At 68.8% G+C, this 20,825-nt stretch carries 15 protein-coding genes; 10 read left to right on the top strand and 5 right to left on the bottom strand.

Annotated elements, in window-relative coordinates:
- Nucleotides 1–34: 34 nt before the first annotated feature.
- Nucleotides 35–367 carry a chorismate mutase gene (locus C5B99_RS12535; RefSeq protein WP_104242582.1) on the bottom strand — a complete coding sequence of 111 codons (333 nt, stop codon included), beginning with the start codon at nucleotides 365–367 and terminating at the stop codon, nucleotides 35–37.
- A 32-nt stretch (nucleotides 368–399) separates the two neighbouring features.
- Here C5B99_RS12535 and C5B99_RS12530 point away from each other — a divergent pair, with 32 nt between their 5' ends.
- The 4 genes from C5B99_RS12530 to C5B99_RS19695 all read left to right on the top strand — a co-directional run bounded on the left by C5B99_RS12530 (nucleotide 400) and on the right by C5B99_RS19695 (nucleotide 5,687).
- On the top strand, nucleotides 400–2,016 hold the full coding sequence (locus tag C5B99_RS12530) for a DUF6350 family protein (RefSeq protein ID WP_104242579.1): 1,617 nt from the start codon (nucleotides 400–402) through the stop codon (nucleotides 2,014–2,016).
- Nucleotides 2,017–2,066: 50 nt separating this feature from the next.
- A complete protein-coding gene (purN, locus tag C5B99_RS12525) occupies nucleotides 2,067–2,675 on the top strand; it encodes a phosphoribosylglycinamide formyltransferase (RefSeq protein WP_104242578.1) in 609 nt (202 codons plus the stop codon).
- Nucleotides 2,672–4,318 (top strand): bifunctional phosphoribosylaminoimidazolecarboxamide formyltransferase/IMP cyclohydrolase, encoded by a 1,647-nt coding sequence (purH, locus tag C5B99_RS12520; RefSeq protein ID WP_104242576.1) that lies wholly within the window; start codon nucleotides 2,672–2,674, stop codon nucleotides 4,316–4,318. The genes purN and purH overlap by 4 nt, the downstream gene beginning before the upstream one ends.
- 67 nt (nucleotides 4,319–4,385) lie before the next feature.
- Nucleotides 4,386–5,687 (top strand): dimethylarginine dimethylaminohydrolase family protein, encoded by a 1,302-nt coding sequence (locus C5B99_RS19695; protein ID WP_258063274.1) that lies wholly within the window; start codon nucleotides 4,386–4,388, stop codon nucleotides 5,685–5,687.
- A gap of 118 nt (nucleotides 5,688–5,805) precedes the next feature.
- Here the strand turns inward: C5B99_RS19695 and C5B99_RS12510 are convergent, their stop codons facing one another.
- Nucleotides 5,806–6,282 (bottom strand): GNAT family N-acetyltransferase, encoded by a 477-nt coding sequence (locus C5B99_RS12510; RefSeq protein WP_104242574.1) that lies wholly within the window; start codon nucleotides 6,280–6,282, stop codon nucleotides 5,806–5,808.
- Between the two features lie 86 nt (nucleotides 6,283–6,368).
- Here C5B99_RS12510 and C5B99_RS12505 point away from each other — a divergent pair, with 86 nt between their 5' ends.
- From C5B99_RS12505 to C5B99_RS12490, 4 genes are all read left to right on the top strand, one after another.
- The gene (locus C5B99_RS12505) at nucleotides 6,369–7,586 is read left to right on the top strand and encodes an NADP-dependent isocitrate dehydrogenase (protein ID WP_104242572.1); all 1,218 of its coding nucleotides are present in this window, start codon (nucleotides 6,369–6,371) and stop codon (nucleotides 7,584–7,586) included.
- Between the two features lie 97 nt (nucleotides 7,587–7,683).
- A complete protein-coding gene (locus C5B99_RS12500) occupies nucleotides 7,684–8,682 on the top strand; it encodes a malate dehydrogenase (protein ID WP_104242570.1) in 999 nt (332 codons plus the stop codon).
- Nucleotides 8,683–8,698: 16 nt separating this feature from the next.
- Nucleotides 8,699–10,477, top strand: coding sequence for a chromosome partitioning protein (locus C5B99_RS12495; RefSeq protein WP_104242568.1), 1,779 nt, complete (start codon nucleotides 8,699–8,701; stop codon nucleotides 10,475–10,477).
- 24 nt (nucleotides 10,478–10,501) lie between these two features.
- A complete protein-coding gene (locus tag C5B99_RS12490) occupies nucleotides 10,502–12,652 on the top strand; it encodes an anthranilate synthase component I (protein ID WP_258063272.1) in 2,151 nt (716 codons plus the stop codon).
- A 212-nt stretch (nucleotides 12,653–12,864) separates the two neighbouring features.
- Here C5B99_RS12490 and C5B99_RS12485 read toward each other — a convergent pair whose 3' ends face one another.
- The gene (locus C5B99_RS12485; RefSeq protein ID WP_181065011.1) at nucleotides 12,865–13,761 is read right to left on the bottom strand and encodes a DUF559 domain-containing protein; all 897 of its coding nucleotides are present in this window, start codon (nucleotides 13,759–13,761) and stop codon (nucleotides 12,865–12,867) included.
- A 307-nt stretch (nucleotides 13,762–14,068) separates the two neighbouring features.
- On the bottom strand, nucleotides 14,069–14,926 hold the full coding sequence (gene purU, locus C5B99_RS12480) for a formyltetrahydrofolate deformylase (RefSeq protein WP_374953203.1): 858 nt from the start codon (nucleotides 14,924–14,926) through the stop codon (nucleotides 14,069–14,071).
- A gap of 146 nt (nucleotides 14,927–15,072) precedes the next feature.
- Between purU and C5B99_RS12475 the strand changes: the two genes are divergently transcribed.
- Nucleotides 15,073–16,332: an MFS transporter gene (locus C5B99_RS12475; RefSeq protein WP_181065010.1), complete on the top strand. Its 1,260-nt coding sequence runs from the start codon at nucleotides 15,073–15,075 to the stop codon at nucleotides 16,330–16,332.
- Here the strand turns inward: C5B99_RS12475 and C5B99_RS12470 are convergent.
- Nucleotides 16,247–17,227, bottom strand: coding sequence for a LysR family transcriptional regulator (locus C5B99_RS12470; protein ID WP_104242791.1), 981 nt, complete (start codon nucleotides 17,225–17,227; stop codon nucleotides 16,247–16,249). The genes C5B99_RS12475 and C5B99_RS12470 overlap by 86 nt on opposite strands.
- 83 nt (nucleotides 17,228–17,310) lie before the next feature.
- On the opposite strand from C5B99_RS12470, the gene C5B99_RS12465 reads away from it, so the two are divergent.
- Nucleotides 17,311–20,784, top strand: a complete 3,474-nt coding sequence (locus C5B99_RS12465; RefSeq protein WP_104242562.1) for a proline dehydrogenase family protein — start codon at nucleotides 17,311–17,313, stop codon at nucleotides 20,782–20,784.
- Nucleotides 20,785–20,825: the final 41 nt, after the last annotated feature.

Raw genomic sequence — 20,825 nt, 5'->3', positions numbered from 1 at the left:
CAGCGCGAGGATGCGGGCCGTCTGATCTCGGAGGTCAGTCGGGCCGGCCCGTGTCCGTTCGACCCGTGTCGTTGTCGCCGTGCTGCCGCAGCTCGAGCTCGATGAACGCCCCGATCATGGCGCGATAGCTCGCTTCGACGACCGCAGGGGAGCTCCCGCCCTGTTCCGCCAGCGCCCGCACCTTCGCGATGACCTGCTCGACGCGCGCTGGAGCACGCACCGCGCCAGTGTCCTGACCGCGCTTGGCGACCGCCGCGCGCTCCACCCAGCGCTGCCGCTCGCCGATGAGCTCCACGATTCGGGCATCGAGCGCATCGATGGCGCGTCGGATGTCCGTCATCTCGTGCGGGCCTGTTGATTCAGTCATTCCGGCAGGTTAGCGGCTATCGTCGGGGTGCTATGCCTCGCCCGATCACGTACCTGTACTCGGCCGTCGACGCGCTCGTCGCGGCTGCGGTCGGCCTCGGCGTCCCGCTGATCGCGGTCGTCGCGGTGCAGCTGGCGACGACGGGCTTCGGCAGCGACTTCGCCGCTGGCTTCGAGTATGCGGCGGCCATCTGGGCTCTCTCGCTCGGGGGTTCCGTGGGGGCGGTGCTCGACCCGAGCTCGGGTCTCCTGCCTGCCGGGAGCGAGGCGGTGAGCTTCACGCTGCGGGTCATGCCGCTGGGCCTCACGCTCATCACGGTGTGGCTGGCACACGTGGCCGGGGTCCGCGTGCGTGCGGCCTCCGATCTCATCTGGCCCGGCCTCCTCCTCACCGCAGCGGTGTTCGGCGCCGCCGCCGCCGGGGTCTCGCTCGCGGCGAGCGCCCGTGGCCTGGACGTCGGCGTCTGGCAGACCGCCATCGTGGGTGCGGTCGTCTTCCTTGGCGCCGCGTTCGTCGGGGCGCGCGGATGGCAGGTCGCACCGTTCGGCTCGATCCTCTCGAACCTCGAGGAGCGCACACGGGCGTCCGTGTCTCAGGGACTGAGGGCGGCCGGCCTCATGGTCACCGGCATCCTCGGTGCTGGGGCGGTACTGCTGCTCATCGCGGTCCTTCTGGGGCTCGCGAGCATCCTGGCGCTCTTCCAGTCGCTCCCGCTCGATGTGACGAGCGCGATCGTGGTGGGTCTCAGCCAGCTCGTGATCGCCGTGAACGGCATCGTCTGGTCTGCGGCGTGGATGCTCGGCTCGGGATTCGCGATCGGCACCGGTTCGCAGGTCACGCCCGTGGAGACGCTGGTCGGTCCCATGCCGGTTCTCCCGCTTCTCGGCGCCATCCCGTCTTCGCCGCCGGTGCTCGCGGTCTCGATCATCGCCGTTCCTGTCCTGGTCGGGCTTGCCGCGATGGTGGGGGTGCGGATGCACGCCCCGGCTGGTGCAGCCCGTGGCGTGTGGGCTCGCGTCTCCGTCGCGGTGATGGCGGCGGCGCTCGCAGCCATCGCGATCGGGATCCTCGCCCTTGCAGCTGGCGGCTCGGCCGGCCCTGGTCGCCTCGCGGAGATCGGCCCCTTCCCCCTGCTCACCGGCGCGAGCGCGTTCGGCACGCTTGCCCTCGGCGCCCTTGTCGGGGCGCTGGTGCCGCTCTCTGCCGAGCAGCTCGAGAACGACGACGAGGTCGACGAAGACGACGCCGAGGAAGTCGGCAGGGGCGAACGTGACGGACGAAAGAAGCACAGCCGCGCATCCGCCGGCACGCCGACTTCGACGCCGATGGGACGTGACCAGGCGAGCAGACCGCAGCCACGCGAGAAGGAGAGCACGTCACCGGCACGCGCAAGTGCTGCTTCCTCCAAGCGACGCTCACGACGGGATGGCACCGACGAACGCACCTGGGTCGCCGACGCCGTCTCGAAGCGCTTCGAGGACCCGGGTGAGGTCGAGAAGAAGCCCGGCACCGCACTCGAGGTGCGCACCGACGATCAGCCGGCCGAGCGGCAGACGTCCGAGATCCGCCGGGCGAAGCGGCTCAAGGTCGAGAATCCGCGCTACGACGACGAGCCGGACATCTACGCCGACATCGACCTCGACGACTGAGCGGGTCTGACCCGGGAGCCCCGACCGTGCGCAGCGATTAGACTGACCCGGTGCTCAAGGTAGTCGTCCTCATCTCCGGCGCGGGTTCGAACCTGCAGGCGCTGCTCGAGACACTCCGGACCTCCGCCGATTCCGCGTCGCCCTTGGGCGCCGAGATCGTGGCGATCGGCGCCGATCGGCCTGCCGCAGGCCTCGCCCTCGCGCAGGAATTCGGCATCCCGTCGTTCGTGGTGCGGCCGAAGGACTTCGCCGACCGTGAGGCCTGGGGAGCGGAGCTGCTCGCGCAGATCCAGAGCTTCGAGCCAGACCTCACGCTGCTCTCCGGATTCATGCGGCTCGTGCCACCCGCCATGGTGGATGCGCTGGCCCCGCGCCTCCTGAACACCCACCCCGCGTACCTGCCCGAGTTCCCAGGCGCCCACGCCGTGCGCGACGCGCTCGAAGCCGGCGTGGCAGAGACGGGCGCCTCCATCATCATCGTCGACAACGGCGTCGACACCGGTCCGATCGTCGATCGCGTCCGCATCCCCGTACTCCCCGGTGACACCGAGGAGCTGCTCCACGGCCGCATCAAGGTCGCGGAGCGCCGTCTGCTGGAAGACACCGTCAGAGGCGTGGCCTCCGGCGAAATCGCACTCGAGGAAAGAGCCAACGCATGAGCAGCCCCGCTTCACACGAATCGCTGACCACCCTCGAGCGGATCGAGCCCAAGCGCGCGCTCGTGTCCGTGAGCGACAAGAGCGGCCTGCTCGAGCTGGCCTCAGGACTGCAGGCAGCCGGGGTCGAGATCGTCTCCACCGGCTCGACCGCGAAGACCATCCGCGAGGCGGGCTTCGACGTCACCGACGTGCAGCAGGTGACCGGGTTCCCCGAGTCGCTTGACGGTCGCGTCAAGACGCTGCACCCCGGCGTGCACGCCGGGATCCTCGCCGACCGGCGGATCGCCGACCACCTCCGCCAGCTCGAGGAGCTCGGCATCGAGCCGTTCGAGCTCATCGTCGTGAACCTCTACCCCTTCGTCGAGACGGTCGCCTCCGGGGCGGATGCTCCGGCGATCATCGAGCAGATCGACATCGGCGGTCCCGCCCTCGTGCGCGCCTCCGCAAAGAACTTCGCGAACGCCACGATCGTCACGTCACCGAGCGACTACACCAGGGTTCTCGACGAGATCTCTGGCGGAGGTGTGACGCTGTCGACGCGTCGCGCGCTCGCCGCGGCCGCGTTCCAGCACACGTCGAGCTACGACCAGGCCGTCGGCGCGTGGTTCGCGTCGCACATCCTGGAGGTCGAGGCCGCTGGAGCCGCGGAGCCCGCCGCCGGCTCGGCGTCCGACGCGCTCCCGAGCTCCTTCACGATCGAGGGCGACCAGCTCGCCGTCCTCCGCTACGGCGAGAACTCGCACCAGGTCGCGGCCGTGTACGGGCGCGCCGACGGCCGGGGCATCGCCCAGGCCGAGCAGCTCCACGGCAAGGAGATGTCGTACAACAACTACGTCGACGCCGACGCGGCCCTCCGCGCGGCGTTCGACCACACCTCGCCGGCTGTCGCCATCATCAAGCACGCCAACCCGTGCGGCATCGCGATCGCGCCTGAAGGCCTCGCGTCGGCCGAGGCCATCGCCGAGGCCCACCGTCGTGCGCACGCCTGCGACCCGGTCAGCGCCTACGGCGGCGTCGTCGCCGCCAACCGCGAGGTCTCGCTCGAGATGGCGCAGACGCTCGCCAAGATCTTCACCGAGGTCGTCATCGCGCCGAGCTTTGCGCCAGAGGCGCTCGAGGCGCTGCGCGCGAAGAAGAACATCCGCCTCCTCCAGCTTCCCGCGGACCCGGCTCCAGAGGAGCGTGAGGTGCGCCAGATCTCCGGCGGCTTCCTCGTCCAGAGCGCAGACCGCTTCGAGCCGAGCGTGTCGCTCATCGAGAGCTGGACGCTCGTAGCCGGGGCCCCCGCCGCTGGGCAGACCGTCGAGGACCTCGAGTTCGCGTGGCGAGCCTGCCGCGCCGTGAAGTCCAACGCGATTCTCCTCGCCGCAGACGGAGCCTCCGTCGGAGTCGGCATGGGGCAGGTCAACCGCGTCGACTCCTGCCACCTCGCCGTCTCGCGGGCGGGGGAGCGGGCCGCAGGGTCCGTCGCCGCGTCCGACGCGTTCTTCCCGTTCGCGGACGGCCTCGAAGTGCTGCTCGAGGCCGGCGTGAGCGCCGTCGTGCAGCCGGGCGGATCCATCCGCGACGAGGAGGTCATCGCGGCCGCCGAGAAGGCGGGCGTGACGATGTACTTCACGGGCGAGCGCCACTTCTTCCACTGATCCGCGCTGATCCGCGCGACTCGCGCGATCTGAGCGTGTCCGCAATCGAGACCCACGAGAGCAGCAATTGAGCACCAAGAACTCCCAACCCGTCACCCGCGTCAGCGAGCTCGACGGCGGAACGCGCTTCAACGCGGCACTCGTCGCGGCGATGGGCGTCGCGTTGGCGACACTCCTCACCTCGCTCGTCGTCATGAACGAGCGAGACCTCACCGGGGTCATCTCGCCGCTCACGACGCTTACCGACACGTTCGACTTCTACTCGCTGCCGGTGCTCCTCCTGCTGATCCTCGTCACGCTCGTCGGCTGGCTCGGGTGGCTCCGCAACTGGTGGATCGCCGCGATCGCCGGATTCGTGCTCGCGCTCATCGCGGGCACGGTCGGCTACGTCGTCCGGCTCGCGACGGGTGGCGCTGAGTTCACCAGCGAGACGTGGTCGGCGATCTTCACGGAGTTCTTCGGGCTCAACTTCGTATTCCTCGTCTCCGGCACCGTGTTCACAGCGCTCATCGGGCCGACGCTGTTCCGCCGGCAGGTCGCCGAGATGCTCCGGGAGGTGTCCTCTCGCGTCGCGCACGCGGGGGAGCTCCGCCGGTTCGCGGAGTCGAACAGCAAGCTGGCGCTCGTGCGCATCCCCGCCGCGAACCCGCAGGATGCCCAGGTCACCTTCCAGGAGCGCGCGGCGGTCGACCGCGATCGCGCCAACGAGCAGTGGGAGTCCTACGTCGCGCTGCTGGACGAGCACGGGTGGGAGACCCGCGAGGTGCCAGCGGCTGAGACCATGCCGGACTCGGTCTTCACCGAGGACCAGGTCATCGTGCTCGGCCAGGTCGCGATCCTGGCTCGCAGCGGGGCGGCGTCCCGTCGCGCCGAGCTGCCTGGCGTCCGGGCGGCGCTCGCCGAGACCGAGTTCGTCACGATGGAGATCGAGGCCCCGGCAACCCTCGACGGGGGCGACGTTCTCCTCGCGGGCGACACCGTCTACGTCGGCGCGTCCACCCGCACGAACGCCGAGGGCATCCGCGCGCTGCGCGAGATCGCGCTCGATCTCGGCTACCGCGTCGTCGCGGTGCCCATCACCGGGGCGCTGCACCTGAAGACGGTCGCGACCGCCCTGCCCGATGGGACCGTCCTCGCCTGGACTCCCGCGCTCGAGCAGCCCTCCCTGTTCGGTGGCTACATCGAGGCACCCGAGCTGCTCGGTGCGAGCATCCTGCCGCTGGATGCGGACACCGTGCTCGTCTCCGCTGCCGCGCCGGCGACCGCGAAGCTCGTGAAGCGCCTCGGCTACAACGTCGTCACCCTCGACGTCTCGGAGTTCGAGAAGCTCGAGGGCGGGGTCACCTGCCTGTCGGCTCGCGCCTACTAGACGCGACCGCATCCCCGACCACGCCACGATCGCTGCCCGGCGTTTCACCCTCTCGCAGTCCCGCAAGAGGGTGAGACGCCGGGCAGCGATTTCGGTCGAACGGCTCTATCGAACTGCTTTACAGCGAGCCGGTTCCGTGCTGGCTGAGCTCCCGCTCGCCGATCGTCTCTCCGTACTGGGTCTCGCCGGTGACGACGAACCCGAGGCTTCGGAAGAAGTCGCCCGGCCCGAGGTCGCCCTCTTCCCAGATGGTGGTCACCTTGTCGAAACCGCGGCGTGCAGCCTCATCGAGGATCGCCGTCACCGCGAACGACCCGACCCCACGGCGCTGGTAGTCGGCATCGACGTTCATGCGCATGATCGTTGCCCGGAACAGCTCGTCGGGAGCGTCCTCGTCGAAGTTGGCCATGATGAAGCCCACGACTCGACCATCGAGCACGACGACCCTCGGCCACGACGTCGACTGGCTGACGTAGGCCTCCGAGATGGAGTGCGAGACAGGCGCGACGAACGCCTCCTGGCCTGGTTTCAGTGTGAGCGTGTTGGCGGCGACGATGTTGTCGGCGGACAGCTCTTCGATATACAGCTCGCTCATGGATGCAGAGTAGCGCTCCGTCTGAGTAATCCTCCGAATGCGGCCCCGGTAAGCTGGAGGCAAACCGCGCTCAGAAGGAGAACTCTATGGCGAAGATCAAGGTCGAAGGAACGGTTGTCGAGCTCGACGGCGACGAGATGACCCGCATCATCTGGCAGAAGATCAAGGACACGCTCATCCACCCGTACCTCGACGTGAACCTCGAGTACTACGACCTGGGCATCGAGAAGCGCGACGAGACGGACGACCAGATCACGGTCGACGCGGCGCACGCGATCCAGAAGCACGGCGTCGGCATCAAGTGCGCGACGATCACCCCTGACGAGGCACGCGTCGAGGAGTTCGGCCTCAAGCAGATGTGGCGCTCCCCGAACGGCACGATCCGCAACATCCTGGGCGGCGTCATCTTCCGCGAGCCCATCATCATCTCGAACATCCCGCGCCTCGTGCCGGGCTGGAACAAGCCGATCATCGTCGGCCGCCACGCGTTCGGCGACCAGTACCGTGCCACCGACTTCCGCTTCGCGGGAGAGGGCAAGCTCACGGTCGAGTTCACGCCGGACGACGGCTCGGAGCCGCAGAAGTTCGAGGTGTTCCACTCCCCGGGCGATGGAATCGCGCAGGTGCAGTACAACCTCGACGCATCCATCACCGACTTCGCCCGCGCCTCGCTCAACTACGGCCTCACGCGCGGCTACCCCGTGTACCTGTCGACGAAGAACACCATCCTCAAGAAGTACGACGGTCGCTTCAAGGACATCTTCCAGGAGATCTTCGAGGCCGAGTTCAAGGAGAAGTTCGACGCAGCAGGCATCACCTACGAGCACCGCCTCATCGACGACATGGTCGCGGCGTCGCTCAAGTGGGAGGGCGGCTACGTCTGGGCCTGCAAGAACTACGACGGCGACGTCCAGTCCGACACCGTCGCGCAGGGCTTCGGCTCGCTCGGCCTCATGACGAGCGTCCTCACGACTCCCGACGGCAAGGTCGTCGAGGCCGAGGCGGCGCACGGCACGGTCACGCGCCACTACCGCCAGCACCAGCAGGGCAAGCCCACGTCGACGAACCCGATCGCCTCGATCTACGCCTGGACGCGCGGCCTCGCGCACCGCGGCAAGCTCGACGGCAACCAGGAGCTCATCGACTTCACGCAGGCCCTCGAAGAGGTTGTCATCGAGACCGTCGAGTCGGGCAAGATGACGAAGGACCTCGCCGCGCTCGTCGGCGAGGGCACGCCCTTCCAGACGACCGACGACTTCATGAACTCGATCGCCGAGAACCTCGCAGCACGAGTGTCCGCGTAAGCGACACCCGACCGCACACGAGGCTCCTGCCTCGGAAGCCCCGCATCCTGCCTCGGCAGCATGCGGGGCTTCTGCGTTGTCCGAATAGGGTGGAGACATGAGCACCACGCCAGTCCGCATCACCGTCACGGGAGCAGCCGGGAACATCGGCTACTCGCTCCTCTTCCGCATCGCATCGGGCGCCATGCTCGGCGATACTCCGGTCGAGCTCCGGCTCCTGGAGATCCCGCAGGCGGTCAAGGCGGCGGAGGGAACGGCTCTGGAGCTCGCCGACGGCGCCTTCCCGCTGCTCCGATCAGTGGATGTCTTCGACGATGCGGACGCGGCCTTCGAAGGGACGAACATCGCCCTCCTCGTCGGGTCGATGCCGAGGCGCGAGGGCATGGACCGCGCCGACCTGCTCGAAGCGAACGGCGGCATCTTCGCGCCCCAGGGCCGCGCGATCGGGAAGCACGCCGCCGATGACGTCCGCGTGCTCGTCGTCGGCAACCCCGCGAACACGAACGCCGCGATCGCGCGAGCCGCGGCGCCGGACGTCCCGGGCGACCGCTTCACGGCCATGATGCGTCTCGACCACAACCGCGCGATCGCTCAGCTCGCCGCGAAGGCCGGCGTCGGCGCCGGAGAGGTCTCTCGGATCCACGTCTGGGGAAACCACTCGAACACGCAGGTCCCCGACGTCGATCACGGCACGATCGCAGGTGTCCCGATCCGTGAGCGCATCGCCGACGACGCCTGGGTCGATGGCGAGTTCGTCACGACGGTTGCCACGAGGGGAGCCGCGATCATCGCGGCGCGAGGTGCTTCCTCTGCCGCCTCGGCGGCATCCGCCGCGGTCGACCACGTCCGTGACTGGGTGCTCGGGACCCCCGAAGGCGACTGGACGACGGCCGCGCTCCCCTCGAAGGGCGATTACGGCATTCCCGAAGGGCTCGTCGCGGGTGTCCCGGTCACGTCCAGCGGCGGCGACTGGCAGGTCGTCCAGGGGCTCGAGCTCGGCGAGCTGACGCGAACGCGCCTCGCGGCGACGGTCGAAGACCTCGAAGCCGAACGCGATACCGTTGTCAGTCTCGGATTCGTTCCGTCGACGTCCTGAAGTGAGAAGAGCTGCAATGACCAATGCCGAACCGGACATCCTCGCGCTCGAGGTGCTGATCCGCCGCGACGGCGTCGGCGAGATTCGGGAAGGCGACTCGGTCGAGCGCATCATCGCGGCCGACGCGGACGAGCTCCGCTCGGCGATCATGACGCGCGTCGTCGACCGTGCGACGCGCGACGAGATCGTGATCGACTTGCGCACGATCGACATCGACGGTGTCTTCCCGCTCCGCGTCTCCCCGGACGGGGGCCTCGTCGAAACGGGGGACGTCGCAGAGCTGGCGCCCGGCGAGGACGAGCTCACCGACCGACTCGCCCCTGGCGCGACAGCGCCCGAGCCTTCGGGCGACCCCGCCACCCAGGACCGCCACGACGAGACGTCCGCAGCGAACAGCGACGGGTTCCTTCCGCAGGGCAACGTGCACGAGACCGTGCGCATCCCGAGGGTCGAGATGATGCACCACGCCCTCGACCAGGAAGCGGAGGTCGCGCAGCCAGCGCCAGTGCTCGAAGCGGGGCTTACCGAGACCGGACCCGCGCCCGAGAGCCCCGACCAGCATGAGGACGAGGCAGGCTCCCCGACCAACGCGGAGACACCCCCAGTCTGGTTCGAGGACCGGATCGACGAGGACGGCCTCGAGGACACGCAGCCGTGGCAGCCGAGATTCCCGCGGGACGCGCGTCAGATGCGCGAACTCGAGGAGCTCGAACGCGCCGAGTCGGCAGCGCGTGAGCTGGCTCGTCCGAGCACGGCGCCAGAGCCGGCGAACCCGGCCCCGGTCGCAGCATCCGCCACCGCAGGAGCGGTCGCCAGGGCAGCATCCGCGACCGCCCCGGAACGCCGGAAGAGCGACACCTCCGCCCCGACGCTCGCCGACCTGCTCGCCGACAAGCAGGCGGCACCGGAGGCACCGGCGCAGCAGGGATGGCGCAGCGCCCTGCGCCTCGGAACGGGCGGACTCATCAAGCTCGGCCCAGGCGAGGCAGAGCGAGTCAAGCGCGACGAGATCCGACGAGTGCAGCGGCAGTTCGACGGCTCGCGCACCGTGGTTGTCATGAACCCGAAGGGCGGCGCGCACAAGACCACCGCGACCCTCATGATCGCCGCCACGTTCGGTGAGATCCGCGGCGGCTACACGCTCGCCTGGGACAACAACGAGACCCGCGGCACCCTCGGGTGGCGCTCGCACGCCGGCAGCCACCGCAACACGGCCGTCGACTTCCTGCGGCAGCTGCCGAGGTTCGAGGTGTCGGGAGGCGCGACCATCGCCGATGTCGACCGATTCGTGCGACCGCAGGGTGACGCGCAGTTCGACGTGCTCGCATCCGATGACGACGCGGCCTCCGCGGCGATCATCGACGCAGAGGCCTTCTCGCGCATGCACCGCACCCTGAGCCGCTTCTACCGAGTCCTCGTCGTCGACACCGGCAACAACATGCGCGCCAGCAACTGGGAAGCGGCCCTCGACGTCGCCGACCAGCTCGTCATCGTCTCCACGGCCAGAGAGGACACCGCCGCGTCCGCAGCCTGGCTCGCGGACGGGCTCCGCGAGCGAGGTTTCGGGGAGAAGCTCGAGAACGCCGTCACGATCCTCTCCAGCCCCTCCGCGAAGGAAGACCAGGCGCTCAAGGAGCGCCTGCACCACCACTTCGAGCGCCTCACGCGGGCCGTCGTTGAGGTACCGTACGACCACGCCTTCGTCGGCGGCGGCGAGCTCAGCGTCTCGAGCCTCAAGCCGGCCACGCGAGATGCGTGGCGCACCGCGACCGCCGCCATCGCGGAACGCCTCTGACCGAACTCCAGACCTAGGAACCCAGTGCTCACGATCTCCCACACCTCCCGTGCTGCCAGCCCGGAAGAGATGGATGACATCCAGAACGGTCTCAACGACCGCTACGGCGTCGTCCTCTCGTCCGGCGTCGAGTACCCGGGCAGGTACACGCGATGGGACATCGGGTTCATCGATCCGCCGCTCATGATCGAGGGGCGCGGGTTCGCGCTGCGCATGCGCACGCTGAACGAGCGCGGGAACATCCCGCTGCGCGCATTCACCGACGCCTTCGAGCGCCTCGACGGCGTCAGCGTGCGAATGCTCGCCGACGGCGACGTCGAGATCGACGTCACCTCGCAGCGTGACGAGATCATCCCTGAGGAGCAGCGCACCCGCAGGCGGTCGAGCTTCAGCGTGCTGCGCGCCATCATCGAGACCATGCCGGACGACATCCCGCACCTCGGGCTCTACGGCTCGTTCGGCTACGACCTCGTCCGGCAGATCGAGGCCCTCGAGGCGCCGAACGGCGGAGACCAGCGCGACCTCGTCGTCTTCCTGCCCGACTCCGTGCTCGCCGTCGACAGACAGCGCGGCGATGCCACCAGGCACGACTTCGAGTTCTCTGACGGCACGACCTCGACCGAAGGGATGCCCCGCACCGAGGTGCTCAGCCCCTTCGTCTCGCCCGCAGCATCCGCCCAGTCGTCCCGCGATCACGAGCCGGGGGAGTACGCGGCCCTCGTCGAATCTGCCAAGGCCTCGTTCGCACGCGGCGACCTCTTCGAGGTCGTGCCAGGCCAGGCCTTCCGCCGTCCCGTGCGCACAAGCCCCGCCGATGTCTTCGCCTACCTGAAGCGCAACAACCCGGCCCCCTACGGAGCCCTCATGAACCTCGGCGGCCAGGAGTTCCTCGTGAGCGCCAGCCCGGAGATGTTCGTCCGGGTCGCCGGCAGCCGCGTCGAGACCGTGCCGATCTCGGGCACCATCGCCCGCGGGGCCGACGCGATCGAAGACGCCGACCGCATCCTCGAACTGCTCAACAGCGACAAGGACCGCTCCGAGCTCACGATGTGCACCGACGTCGACCGCAACGACAAGTCGCGCGTCTGCGAGCCAGGATCGATCAAGATCATCGGCAGGCGGCAGGTCGAGCTGTACTCGAAGGTCATCCACACGGTCGACCACGTCGAGGGCAGGCTGCGGCCCGAGTTCGACGGACTGGACGCGTTCGCCACGCACATGTGGGCGGTCACCGTCACCGGGGCCCCGAAGATCTGGGCCATGCGCTTCATCGACGAGCACGAACGCAGCCCCCGCACCTGGTACGGCGGCGCCATCGGCGTGCTCCTCGCCAACGGCGACGTCAACACGGGCCTCACGATCCGCACCGCGATGATCCGCGACGGCATCGCCGAGGTTCGCGCGGGAGGCACCCTCCTCATGGACTCCACCCCGGCAGCCGAAGAGCTCGAGACGGAGATGAAGGCGTCCGCGCTCCTCGAGGCGCTCGACGCCTCCGCCGAGAGCGCCGCCCCCGAGCCCGTCGCAGAGGTCGAGCCAGTGCGCTCCGGAGTCGGGCACCGCATCCTCTTCCTCGACCACGAGGACTCGTTCGTGCAGATGCTCGCCGGGTACATGCGCGAGACGGGCGCGGAGGTGCGCACGGTCCGCATCCCGAAGGGGGGCATCGAGCGCGCGGAGATGGCGCGCATCCTCGACGAGCAGCAGCCGTCGCTGGTCGTCATGTCGCCAGGGCCCGGCGCTCCGAGCGACTTCAGGTCCGCGGAGCTGCTCGACGAGATCGTCGACCGCTCGCTGCCGGTCTTCGGCGTGTGCCTCGGACAGCAGGCCATCGGGGAGTACTTCGGCGCGTCCCTCGGGCAGCTCGGGTACCCGCTGCACGGCCAGGAACGCGAGGTCGTCGTCACCAACCCGGGCTTCCTGGACGCACTCCCCGAACGGTTCGTCACGGGCCGGTACCACTCGCTGCACATCGACCCCGCGACGATGCCCGAGAGCCTCGTGCTCGTCGCCTCCGACGACGACGGCATCCCGATGGCCATCCAGCACCGTGAGCTGCCGATCTTCGCCGTGCAGTTCCACCCGGAATCGCTCATGACCCTGCGCGATTCTGCCGGGAAGCGCATCATCGAAGCCGTCATGGAGCGCATCCCGGCCCGAGTCCCCGCCGCCTGAGGCGGATTCGGGGGCGGTGGCGACCTCCCGTCTCGCCGCCGCCGCCGTCTCGCCGCCGCCGCGCGGTGGCGTGAGCGGCGACGTTTCGCGCTCGCCCCTGCCGCCGACGTGTTTTCTGGGACCCAGAGGCTCCGGTCTGTCCAACATCAGTGCAGATCTCGGTGTTCTCGGTGTCTCACGCGCTCTGGCACCGGATATCGCACTCAAGATGGTCACGCGCGACGCCGCCGGGAACCGGAAGCCAGGTGCGCACCAGTCGCGAGGAGCGCGAGCAGTGCTCCCTCGACCTCTGGCCATCGGTGCATGATCTGCTCGTAGGTGAGTCGCAGCACCCGATAGCCGAGGGACTTCAGCACCAGGTCGCGTTCCCGGTCTGCCCGATACCGGTCTTCATCGGCGTGGAACGCGCGGGAATCGCACTCGATGACCAGGCGCTCCCCGACGACGAGGTCGACGAACCCGACCCCAGAGATCCACATCTGCGGTCTCGGTGTGAAGCCCCGGAGCTGGCACCAGAGACGCACGATGCTCTCGGTGCCGGACTGGCTGCTCCCGTCCACGAAATCGAGCTTCTTCCTGGCGTGCGCTGGCTGGCCATCCGCGAGTGCCATCAGTGAACTGTGGTCGATCTTGCCGAGTTGGATCGCCGAGTCCGCGACGATGACGAGGTCTCGGGTCGGCAGGCACGTGAGCGCGCAGCTCAGGGAGACGCTGACGCCGTCGACAGCGCGCAGGGCGAGGGCTTCGCCGCGCCCGCGGACGCTTCGGTGCCAGAGGATCGTCGGTTCGCCATGTCCGTTGCGTGAGCTCGTCACACCGCGGGCTCCCGTGGCGATTCTGGCGTGGAGATTCTCATCTGGCGGTGTCCAGACTCCGGAGACGCTGAGTGCACTCAGGCAGGTGAGGCGAGCGCCGAGTCGCACAGCTTGGATCGCCGGCTGGGAGGCTCCGGTGATCGCGTACCAGCCGGGTGCCGGGCGCTGCACTGAGCCGTCTCGGACAAGTGACTCGAGGGAGCGACGCGTATTGCCGCTCTCATTCCACTCCCGCCTCGAGAACACGCCTCCGGGTGGCGGAGTGAACGGCTGGGGTGGCAGCTTCTTCGGCATGACCCCACTGAACGACACCGGGCGCATCGTTGAGGTGACGGATGCAGTGCTTGTGGACAGCGGCCTCTCCTCAGACCAGCAGTGCAGAAGTCGATTGACCAACATCAGTGCGATTTCGACGCCATCTGGCGCTCAGGTCAGGGAATGCGGCCATGGTGCACTGATGTTGGACAGCGGCAGCGGCAGCGGCAGCGGCAGTGGCGGTGGCGGTGGCGGTGGCGGTGTCGCAGGCGCGTGCCGCCGCCTCGGTTTCAGCGCGGGCCGCCCGCAGCGCGCGATTCGGCGTGACCGGAGCGATCCGCTCGGATCAGTGGAAGATGATCGTGCGCTGCCCGTCGAGGAGAACGCGGTGCTCCGAGAACCACTTCACGGCCTGCGTGAGGGTGCGAGATTCCTCGTCCTGGCCGATGGCCATGAGCTCCTGGGGGGCCCGCGTGTGGTCGACGCGCACGACGTTCTGCTCGATGATCGGGCCCTCGTCGAGGTCGCTGGTCACGAAGTGGGCGGTGGCTCCGATGAGCTTCACGCCGCGCGCGTGCGCCTGCCGGTAGGGGTTCGCGCCCTTGAAGCCGGGGAGGAACGAGTGGTGGATGTTGATGGCTCGGCCGGCGAGTTCCGCGCACAGCTCGGGGGAGAGGATCTGCATGTAGCGAGCGAGCACGACCAGCTCGATCTGCTGCTCCTCCACGACCTGCAGGATGCGCGCTTCGAATGCCGCCTTCTCGTCGGGTCCGGTGACGGGCAGGTACTCGAACGGCACCTCGTAGAACTCGGCGAGGCCCTTGAGGGCTTCGTTGTTGGCGAGCACAAGCGGCACGTCGATCTGCAGGTGGCCGGAGCGCTGGCGGAAGAGGAGGTCGTTGACGCAGTGACCGGCCTTGGTCGCGAGGACCAGGGTGCGGACGGGGCGGCCGGCGTTGTCGAGGGAGACCTCCGCGCTGAACCGCTCGGCGACGGGCTCGAGTCGCGCGAGGAGCTCCTCGCGGCTGGCGTCGGTGCGCACGTCCACGCGCATGAAGAAGCGACCAGTGTCGATCGACGAGAACTGCTGGAGCTCCTCGATGTTGCCGGCGGAGTCGACGATGGCTCCCGTGACGGCGTGGACGATGCCTGGCTGGTCTGGGCAGTTGAGGGTGAGCACCCATCGAGTCGCTTCTGGAATCACGAGTTCAGGGTAGCCGTCTTGACGCCACCGTATAGAATCGGACGTGGTCGAGCGGATCGCTCGGCCCCCGGCGTGCCGGTATGCACGCAGTCGACTCCCTGACGAGGTTTCCCGCTCGTCCGGAGTGCGCCGTTCGGATCCTGCGAATGACTTCTCTCACTTCATCTCCGCTGACGTCTGCCCCCAAGCTGCCGCTCGTCCCTCTCATCGCGCTCGCGTTCTCGACGTTCATCAGCGTCACGATCGAGATGCTCCCGACCGGGCTGCTCGAGCTCATGACGGTCGATCTGGGCGCGACTCGCGCGGAGATCGGCTGGCTGATGACGATCTTCGCGTTCACGGTCGTGTTGACGAGCACGCCGCTGACGGCACTCACGAAGCGTGTTCCGCGTCATGCCCTGCTGGTCGTCGTGCTCGCGGTGTTCGCGATCGGCTCGATCGCGTCGGCGTTCGCGCCCACGTATGCGTGGCTCGTCGTGACGCGTGTCATCACGGGCCTCGCGCACGGCGTTTTCTGGGCGGTCGTCGCCTCGTACATCTCGCTCATCGCCCCGAGGGAGCTGCTCACGCGCGCTGTCTCGATCACGCTGGGCGGCGGGGCGATCGCCTACGTCCTCGGCGTTCCGATCGGCACGGCGCTCGGTCAGGCGTTCGGCTGGCGCTTCGCGTTCGGCTCGCTTGCGGTCATCACGCTGCTCGTCGCGGTGCTCCTCTGGTTCCTGCTGCCTCGGGTGAACCACCTCGACGACTCGTTCTCCACGCGGCCCATCGCGCTTCCGGATGACTCCGACGGGCCTGCGGTGCCGGTGAAGCGCATCCGCTTCGCGCAGCGTTCCCTGCTGACGGTGATCCTGCTGTGCGTCATCACGCTGATCACGATGACCGCCCAGTACGCGTTCTACTCGTACATCTCGCCGTACTCGCTCGACGTCATCGGCTTCCCGGTTGCGACGCTGAGCCTCGTGCTCTTCGCGTACGGCATCGCGTCGGCGGGTGGCACTGCGCTGGCCGGTGTCGTGTTCACGGCGCGGCCGCGGGTGGGGCTGGCGACGGGCTACCTCTTGATGCTCGTCGCGGTGACCCTGCTGCTCTTCGCGCACGACACGACGGTCGCGCTCATCGCGCTGGTCATCTGGGGTCTCGGGATGGGCGTGCTGCCGCCGCTGCTGCAGTCCCGCATCCTGAACGCAGCCCCGTCTCGCCACCGCGACCTGTCGAGCGCCCTGTACACGTCTGGCTTCAACTTCGGCATCGGCTCGGGTGCGCTGGTCGGCGGTCTGCTGCTGGATGCCGCAGGGCTCGTGGCGCTGCCCGTGTTCTTCATCGCGATGGTCGGCTTGGGGCTCGTGAGTGCCCTGGTGCTCGACGCGGTGCTGGCTCGGCGCCCGCTCCAGCAGTCGAGCTGAGCTCGCTCGAACTGAGGTCGTCGGCGACCCGCTGCAGTCCGTCGCGGACGGCGGCGATGGTCGGCGATGCGGCGCTCGCGGTGCGGATGGACGTGAAGATCTCGCGTCGTGGGACGCCCGTCAGCGGCAGGAAGCGCACGTTGGGGGCGGCGTGCGCCCAGGTGAGGTCGTTGAGGATGCCAACTGCGTGCCCGGTCTCGATGAAGCGCATCTGCGCCTGCAGGTCGGCGGTCTCGTAGCGGACGTCCGGCTCGAAGCCGGCGACGCGGCACTGCTGCTCGCCCCAGTGGCGCGACGCGGAGCCCTGCGGTTCCATGACCCAGGCGAGGTCTCTGGTGTCGGCGAGCGTGGTCACGGGGGAGTCGACGGGCACGGCGAGACGGAGGGCGTCGTCGGTGAGGAGGCGCTTGTCGAGGCCGGGGTGGTGCGGGGCGGCGTGGCCCGGGTACTGCTCCGCGACGACGACGTCGAAGTCGCCGGCGAAGGTGTCGAACAGCGCCGACTCCGGTTCGTGCTGCACCATCTCGATGCGGAGCCCTGGGTGCTCTTCGGCGAGCACGCGAAGCAGCGGCGGGATGAGTGTGAGCGCCGCGGATTGGAAGACGGCGAGGCGGACGGTGCCGACGGCGCTGGTGAAGGAGGCGAGCACTTCCTGCTCGGCGATCTCGAGGCGTTCGAGGATCTCTGCGGTGTGTCCGGCGAGGATCTCGGCCTGCTGGGTGAGCTGCACACGGCGCCCGTGCTTGCGGAGGAGTTCGACGCCGAGCTCCGCCTCGAGGGCTGAGAGCTGCTGGGAGACGGCCGACGGCGAGAAGTTGAGGGCTTTGGCGACTTCGGCCAGGGTGCCGCGCAGCTGCACTTCGCGGAGGAGTCGGAGCTTGCGTACGTCGAGCATGATCAATCATCACACGCGCTGATGGAAACGCGTCAATTTCCTTCACTTTACCTAACGGAAGTCCGGTGCTGATACTGGGTCACATGACCGCCACCGTGACGCCTGTCTTCCCCGCAGATTCCCTCACCGACCTCGCGCCGGAGGCCGTCGCACTCGTGCGTCGCTGGCTCACGGAGGCCGCCGAGATCCCGGTGGATGCATCCGCCGCTCAGCTCGCCGGAGTGCTCAAGGACCCGCGGGGGCTCGACTTCACGGTCGGCTTCGTCGACGGCGTCGTACGCCCCGAGGATCTCAAGGTCGCCGCGCGCAAGCTCGGCTCGATCGCCGACGAGGTGCCCGGCTTCCTGCCCTGGTACATGAAGAGCGCCGTGCGCGTCGGAGGCGCCGTGGCCCCGATCCTCCCCGGGGTCGTCGTGCCGGTGGCCCGCAAGGTGCTCCGTGACATGGTCGGCCACCTCATCATTGACGCGACGGACGCGAAGCTGGGGCCGGCCATCGAGCAGATCCGGGGCAAGGGCGTGCGGCTCAACCTGAACCTGCTCGGCGAGGCCGTGCTGGGCAAGAAGGAGGCGGCCCGCCGCCTCGAGGGCACCACGAAGCTCCTCGCGCGCGACGACGTCGACTACGTCTCGATCAAGGTCTCCTCGACGACGGCACCGCACCAGCCGTGGGCGTTCGAGGAAGCCGTCACCGACGTCGTCGAGGAGCTCACGCCCCTGTACCGCCTCGCGGTCGAGAGCCCGAACCGCAAGTTCATCAACCTCGACATGGAGGAGTACAAGGATCTCGAGATGACCATGGCGGTCTTCACGCGCATCCTGGACGCCCCCGAGTTCCTGAACCTCGAGGCCGGCATCGTGCTGCAGGCCTACCTGCCAGACGCGCTGTCGGCGATGATGCGCCTGCAGGAATGGTCGGCGGAGCGCGTCGCCCGCGGCGGCGCCCCCATCAAGGTGCGCCTCGTGAAGGGCGCGAACCTGCCGATGGAGCGTGTCGAGGCGTCCCTGCACGGCTGGCCCCTCGCGACCTGGGGGACGAAGCAGGACTCCGACACGAGCTACAAGCGCGTGATCGACTACGCCCTCACCCCGGAGCGGGTGAAGAACGTGCGCGTCGGCGTCGCGGGCCACAACCTCTTCGACGTCGCCTTCTCCTGGTTGCTCGCGAAGCGCCGGGGAGCGACGGACGGCATCGAGTACGAGATGCTCCTCGGCATGGCGCAGAGCCAGGCTGAGGTCGTCAAGCGCGAGGTCGGCGGGCTCCTCCTCTACGTGCCGGTCGTGCACCCGCAGGAGTTCGACGTGGCCATCGCGTATCTCATCCGTCGTCTCGAGGAGGGGGCGAGCCAGGACAACTTCATGTCGGCGGTATTCGAGCTGGCCGACAACGAGGAGCTGTTCGAGCGCGAGTCGCAGCGGTTCGTCGCCTCCCTCGATGCGCTCGACCGCGTCGTCCCTCCCAGCAACCGAGTGCAGGACCGCACTGCCGAGCCGGTGGCGCTGCCGGCCGACCGCTTCGAGGAGACGCCGGACACGGATCCGTCGCTCCCCGTGAACCAGGCCTGGGCGCGCGGCATCCGCGAGCGTGCGCAGACTTCGACCCTCGGCGCGGAGACGATCGACGCCAACACGGTCGGCACGCTCGGCGAACTGGATGCACGGGTCACGCGTGCCGTCGCGGGCAGCCAGTCGTGGGGTGCGCTGTCCGGCGCGGAACGCGCGGAGGTGCTGCACCGGGCTGGTGACGCGCTGGAGCGTCGACGCGCGGACCTCATGGAGGTGGCTGCGTCGGAGGCCGGGAAGACGCTCGACCAGTCGGACCCGGAGATCTCGGAGGCGATCGACTTCGCCCATTACTACGCGGAACTCGCGCGCGGTCTCGACGCCGTCGACGGTGCGTCGTTCGTGCCGTCGAAGGTCATCGTCGTGACGCCGCCCTGGAACTTCCCCATCGCGATTCCCGCGGGGTCGACGCTCGCCGCGCTCGCGGCCGGCGCGTCCGTCATCATCAAGCCCGCGCGGCCAGCTGCGCGCTGCGGCGCCGTCATGGTCGAGGCGCTCTGGGAGGCGGGGGTGCCGCGTGAGGTGCTGCAGTACGTGCAGTTCTCGGACCGTGAGCTCGGCAGTGAGCTCATCAAGAACCCCTCGGTCGATCGCGTCATCCTGACGGGCGGCATCGAGACCGCTGAGCTGTTCCGCTCGTTCCGCCCCGAGCTGCCGCTGCTCGCGGAGACGAGCGGCAAGAACGCCATCATCGTCACGCCGAGCGCCGATTACGACCTGGCTGCGAAGGACGTCGTCGCCTCGGCCTTCGGTCACGCCGGCCAGAAGTGCTCCGCATCGTCGCTCGTGGTGCTCGTCGGGCAGGCGCAGCGTTCGCGCCGCTTCCGCGAGCAGCTCCTCGACGCGGTGCGCTCCCTCACGGTCGGCTATCCGTGGGATGCCGCATCGCAGATGGGGCCGATCATCACCCCAGCCTCCGGGAAGCTGCTCGACGGACTCACGAATCTCGGGGCGGGGGAGCGGTGGGCGGTGGAGCCGAAGCAGCTCGACGACAGCGGCAAGCTCTGGAGTCCTGGAGTGCGGGTGGGCGTGGAGCGCGGTTCCGAGTTCCACCTCGTCGAGTACTTCGGCCCGATCCTCGGCATCATGACGGCCGACACGCTCGAGGAGGCCATCGAGATCGTCAACGAGGTCGACTACGGACTGACCTCGGGCATCCACTCGCTCGACCGCGGCGAGGTCTCGCAGTGGCTCGACACCATCCAGGCGGGCAACCTCTACGTCAACCGCGGCATCACCGGCGCCATCGTGCAGCGTCAGCCGTTCGGCGGCTGGAAGAAGTCGGTCGTGGGATGCACGACCAAGGCGGGCGGGCCGAACTACCTCGTCGGTCTCGGCACGTGGCAGCGGTCGGCCTCCGCCCTCTCGGCTCCCATCGTCGACGCCGGCGCGCAGTCGCTGCTCGACGCGGCGAAGGCGGTCGCGAAGGCGAACCCTTCTGCGCTCTCCGACGCCGACACGGTGATGCTCGAGCGTGCGCTCGGCAGCGACGCCCGCGCCTGGGCTGAGGAGTTCGGACGTGACCGCGACGTGCAGGCGCTGTATGCGGAGCGAAACGTGTTCCGCTACCTGACGTTCCCCGGCGAGATCGTCGTCCGGCTCTCCGAGGATGCCCGGGTCGCGGATCTCCTTCGGGTGATCTCGGCGGGTCTCGTCGCGAGTGCTCGTCTGCGCGTGTCGACGGGTGTTGCCCTGCCGTCCTCGGCGAAGGCCGCCCTCGCCGGCGCCGGCGTGCCGATGCGAACCGAGAGCGATGCTGAGTTCCTCGGCTCGGCTGGCTCGCTGCATGCCGGGCGCATGCGCATGATCGGCGGCGATCCCGTGGCGCTTGCACGAGCCGTGGATGGCCGTGTCGACCTCGCCATCTATTCGGGAGAGGTGACCGAGGCCGGCCGCGTGGAGCTGCTGCCGTTCCTGCGAGAGCAGGCTGTCTCGATTACCGCGCACCGTTTCGGAACGCCGAATGGGCTCACGGAGGGGCTTCTCTCGCGCTGAACTGACGTCGCTGAATTCGCCTCCAGTTCGACCGTCGGGTA

The organism is Pseudoclavibacter sp. Z016, assembly GCF_002931215.1.
Taxonomy (GTDB): Bacteria; Actinomycetota; Actinomycetes; order Actinomycetales; family Microbacteriaceae; genus Pseudoclavibacter.
The sequence above is the reverse complement of the archived record's forward strand: the minus strand, read 5'-3'. Positions and strand labels throughout refer to the sequence as shown.

Coding starts and splice junctions, on each gene's coding strand:
- C5B99_RS12465 (WP_104242562.1), top strand. CDS start 17,311: ATGACCGCCACCGTGACGCCTGTCTTCCCCGCAGATTCCCTCACCGAC.
- C5B99_RS12485 (WP_181065011.1), bottom strand. CDS start 13,761: ATGCCGAAGAAGCTGCCACCCCAGCCGTTCACTCCGCCACCCGGAGGC.
- purH (WP_104242576.1), top strand. CDS start 2,672: ATGAGCAGCCCCGCTTCACACGAATCGCTGACCACCCTCGAGCGGATC.
- C5B99_RS12475 (WP_181065010.1), top strand. CDS start 15,073: ATGACTTCTCTCACTTCATCTCCGCTGACGTCTGCCCCCAAGCTGCCG.
- C5B99_RS12505 (WP_104242572.1), top strand. CDS start 6,369: ATGGCGAAGATCAAGGTCGAAGGAACGGTTGTCGAGCTCGACGGCGAC.
- C5B99_RS12510 (WP_104242574.1), bottom strand. CDS start 6,282: ATGAGCGAGCTGTATATCGAAGAGCTGTCCGCCGACAACATCGTCGCC.
- C5B99_RS12530 (WP_104242579.1), top strand. CDS start 400: ATGCCTCGCCCGATCACGTACCTGTACTCGGCCGTCGACGCGCTCGTC.
- C5B99_RS12470 (WP_104242791.1), bottom strand. CDS start 17,227: ATGCTCGACGTACGCAAGCTCCGACTCCTCCGCGAAGTGCAGCTGCGC.
- C5B99_RS12495 (WP_104242568.1), top strand. CDS start 8,699: ATGACCAATGCCGAACCGGACATCCTCGCGCTCGAGGTGCTGATCCGC.
- C5B99_RS12500 (WP_104242570.1), top strand. CDS start 7,684: ATGAGCACCACGCCAGTCCGCATCACCGTCACGGGAGCAGCCGGGAAC.
- C5B99_RS12535 (WP_104242582.1), bottom strand. CDS start 367: ATGACTGAATCAACAGGCCCGCACGAGATGACGGACATCCGACGCGCC.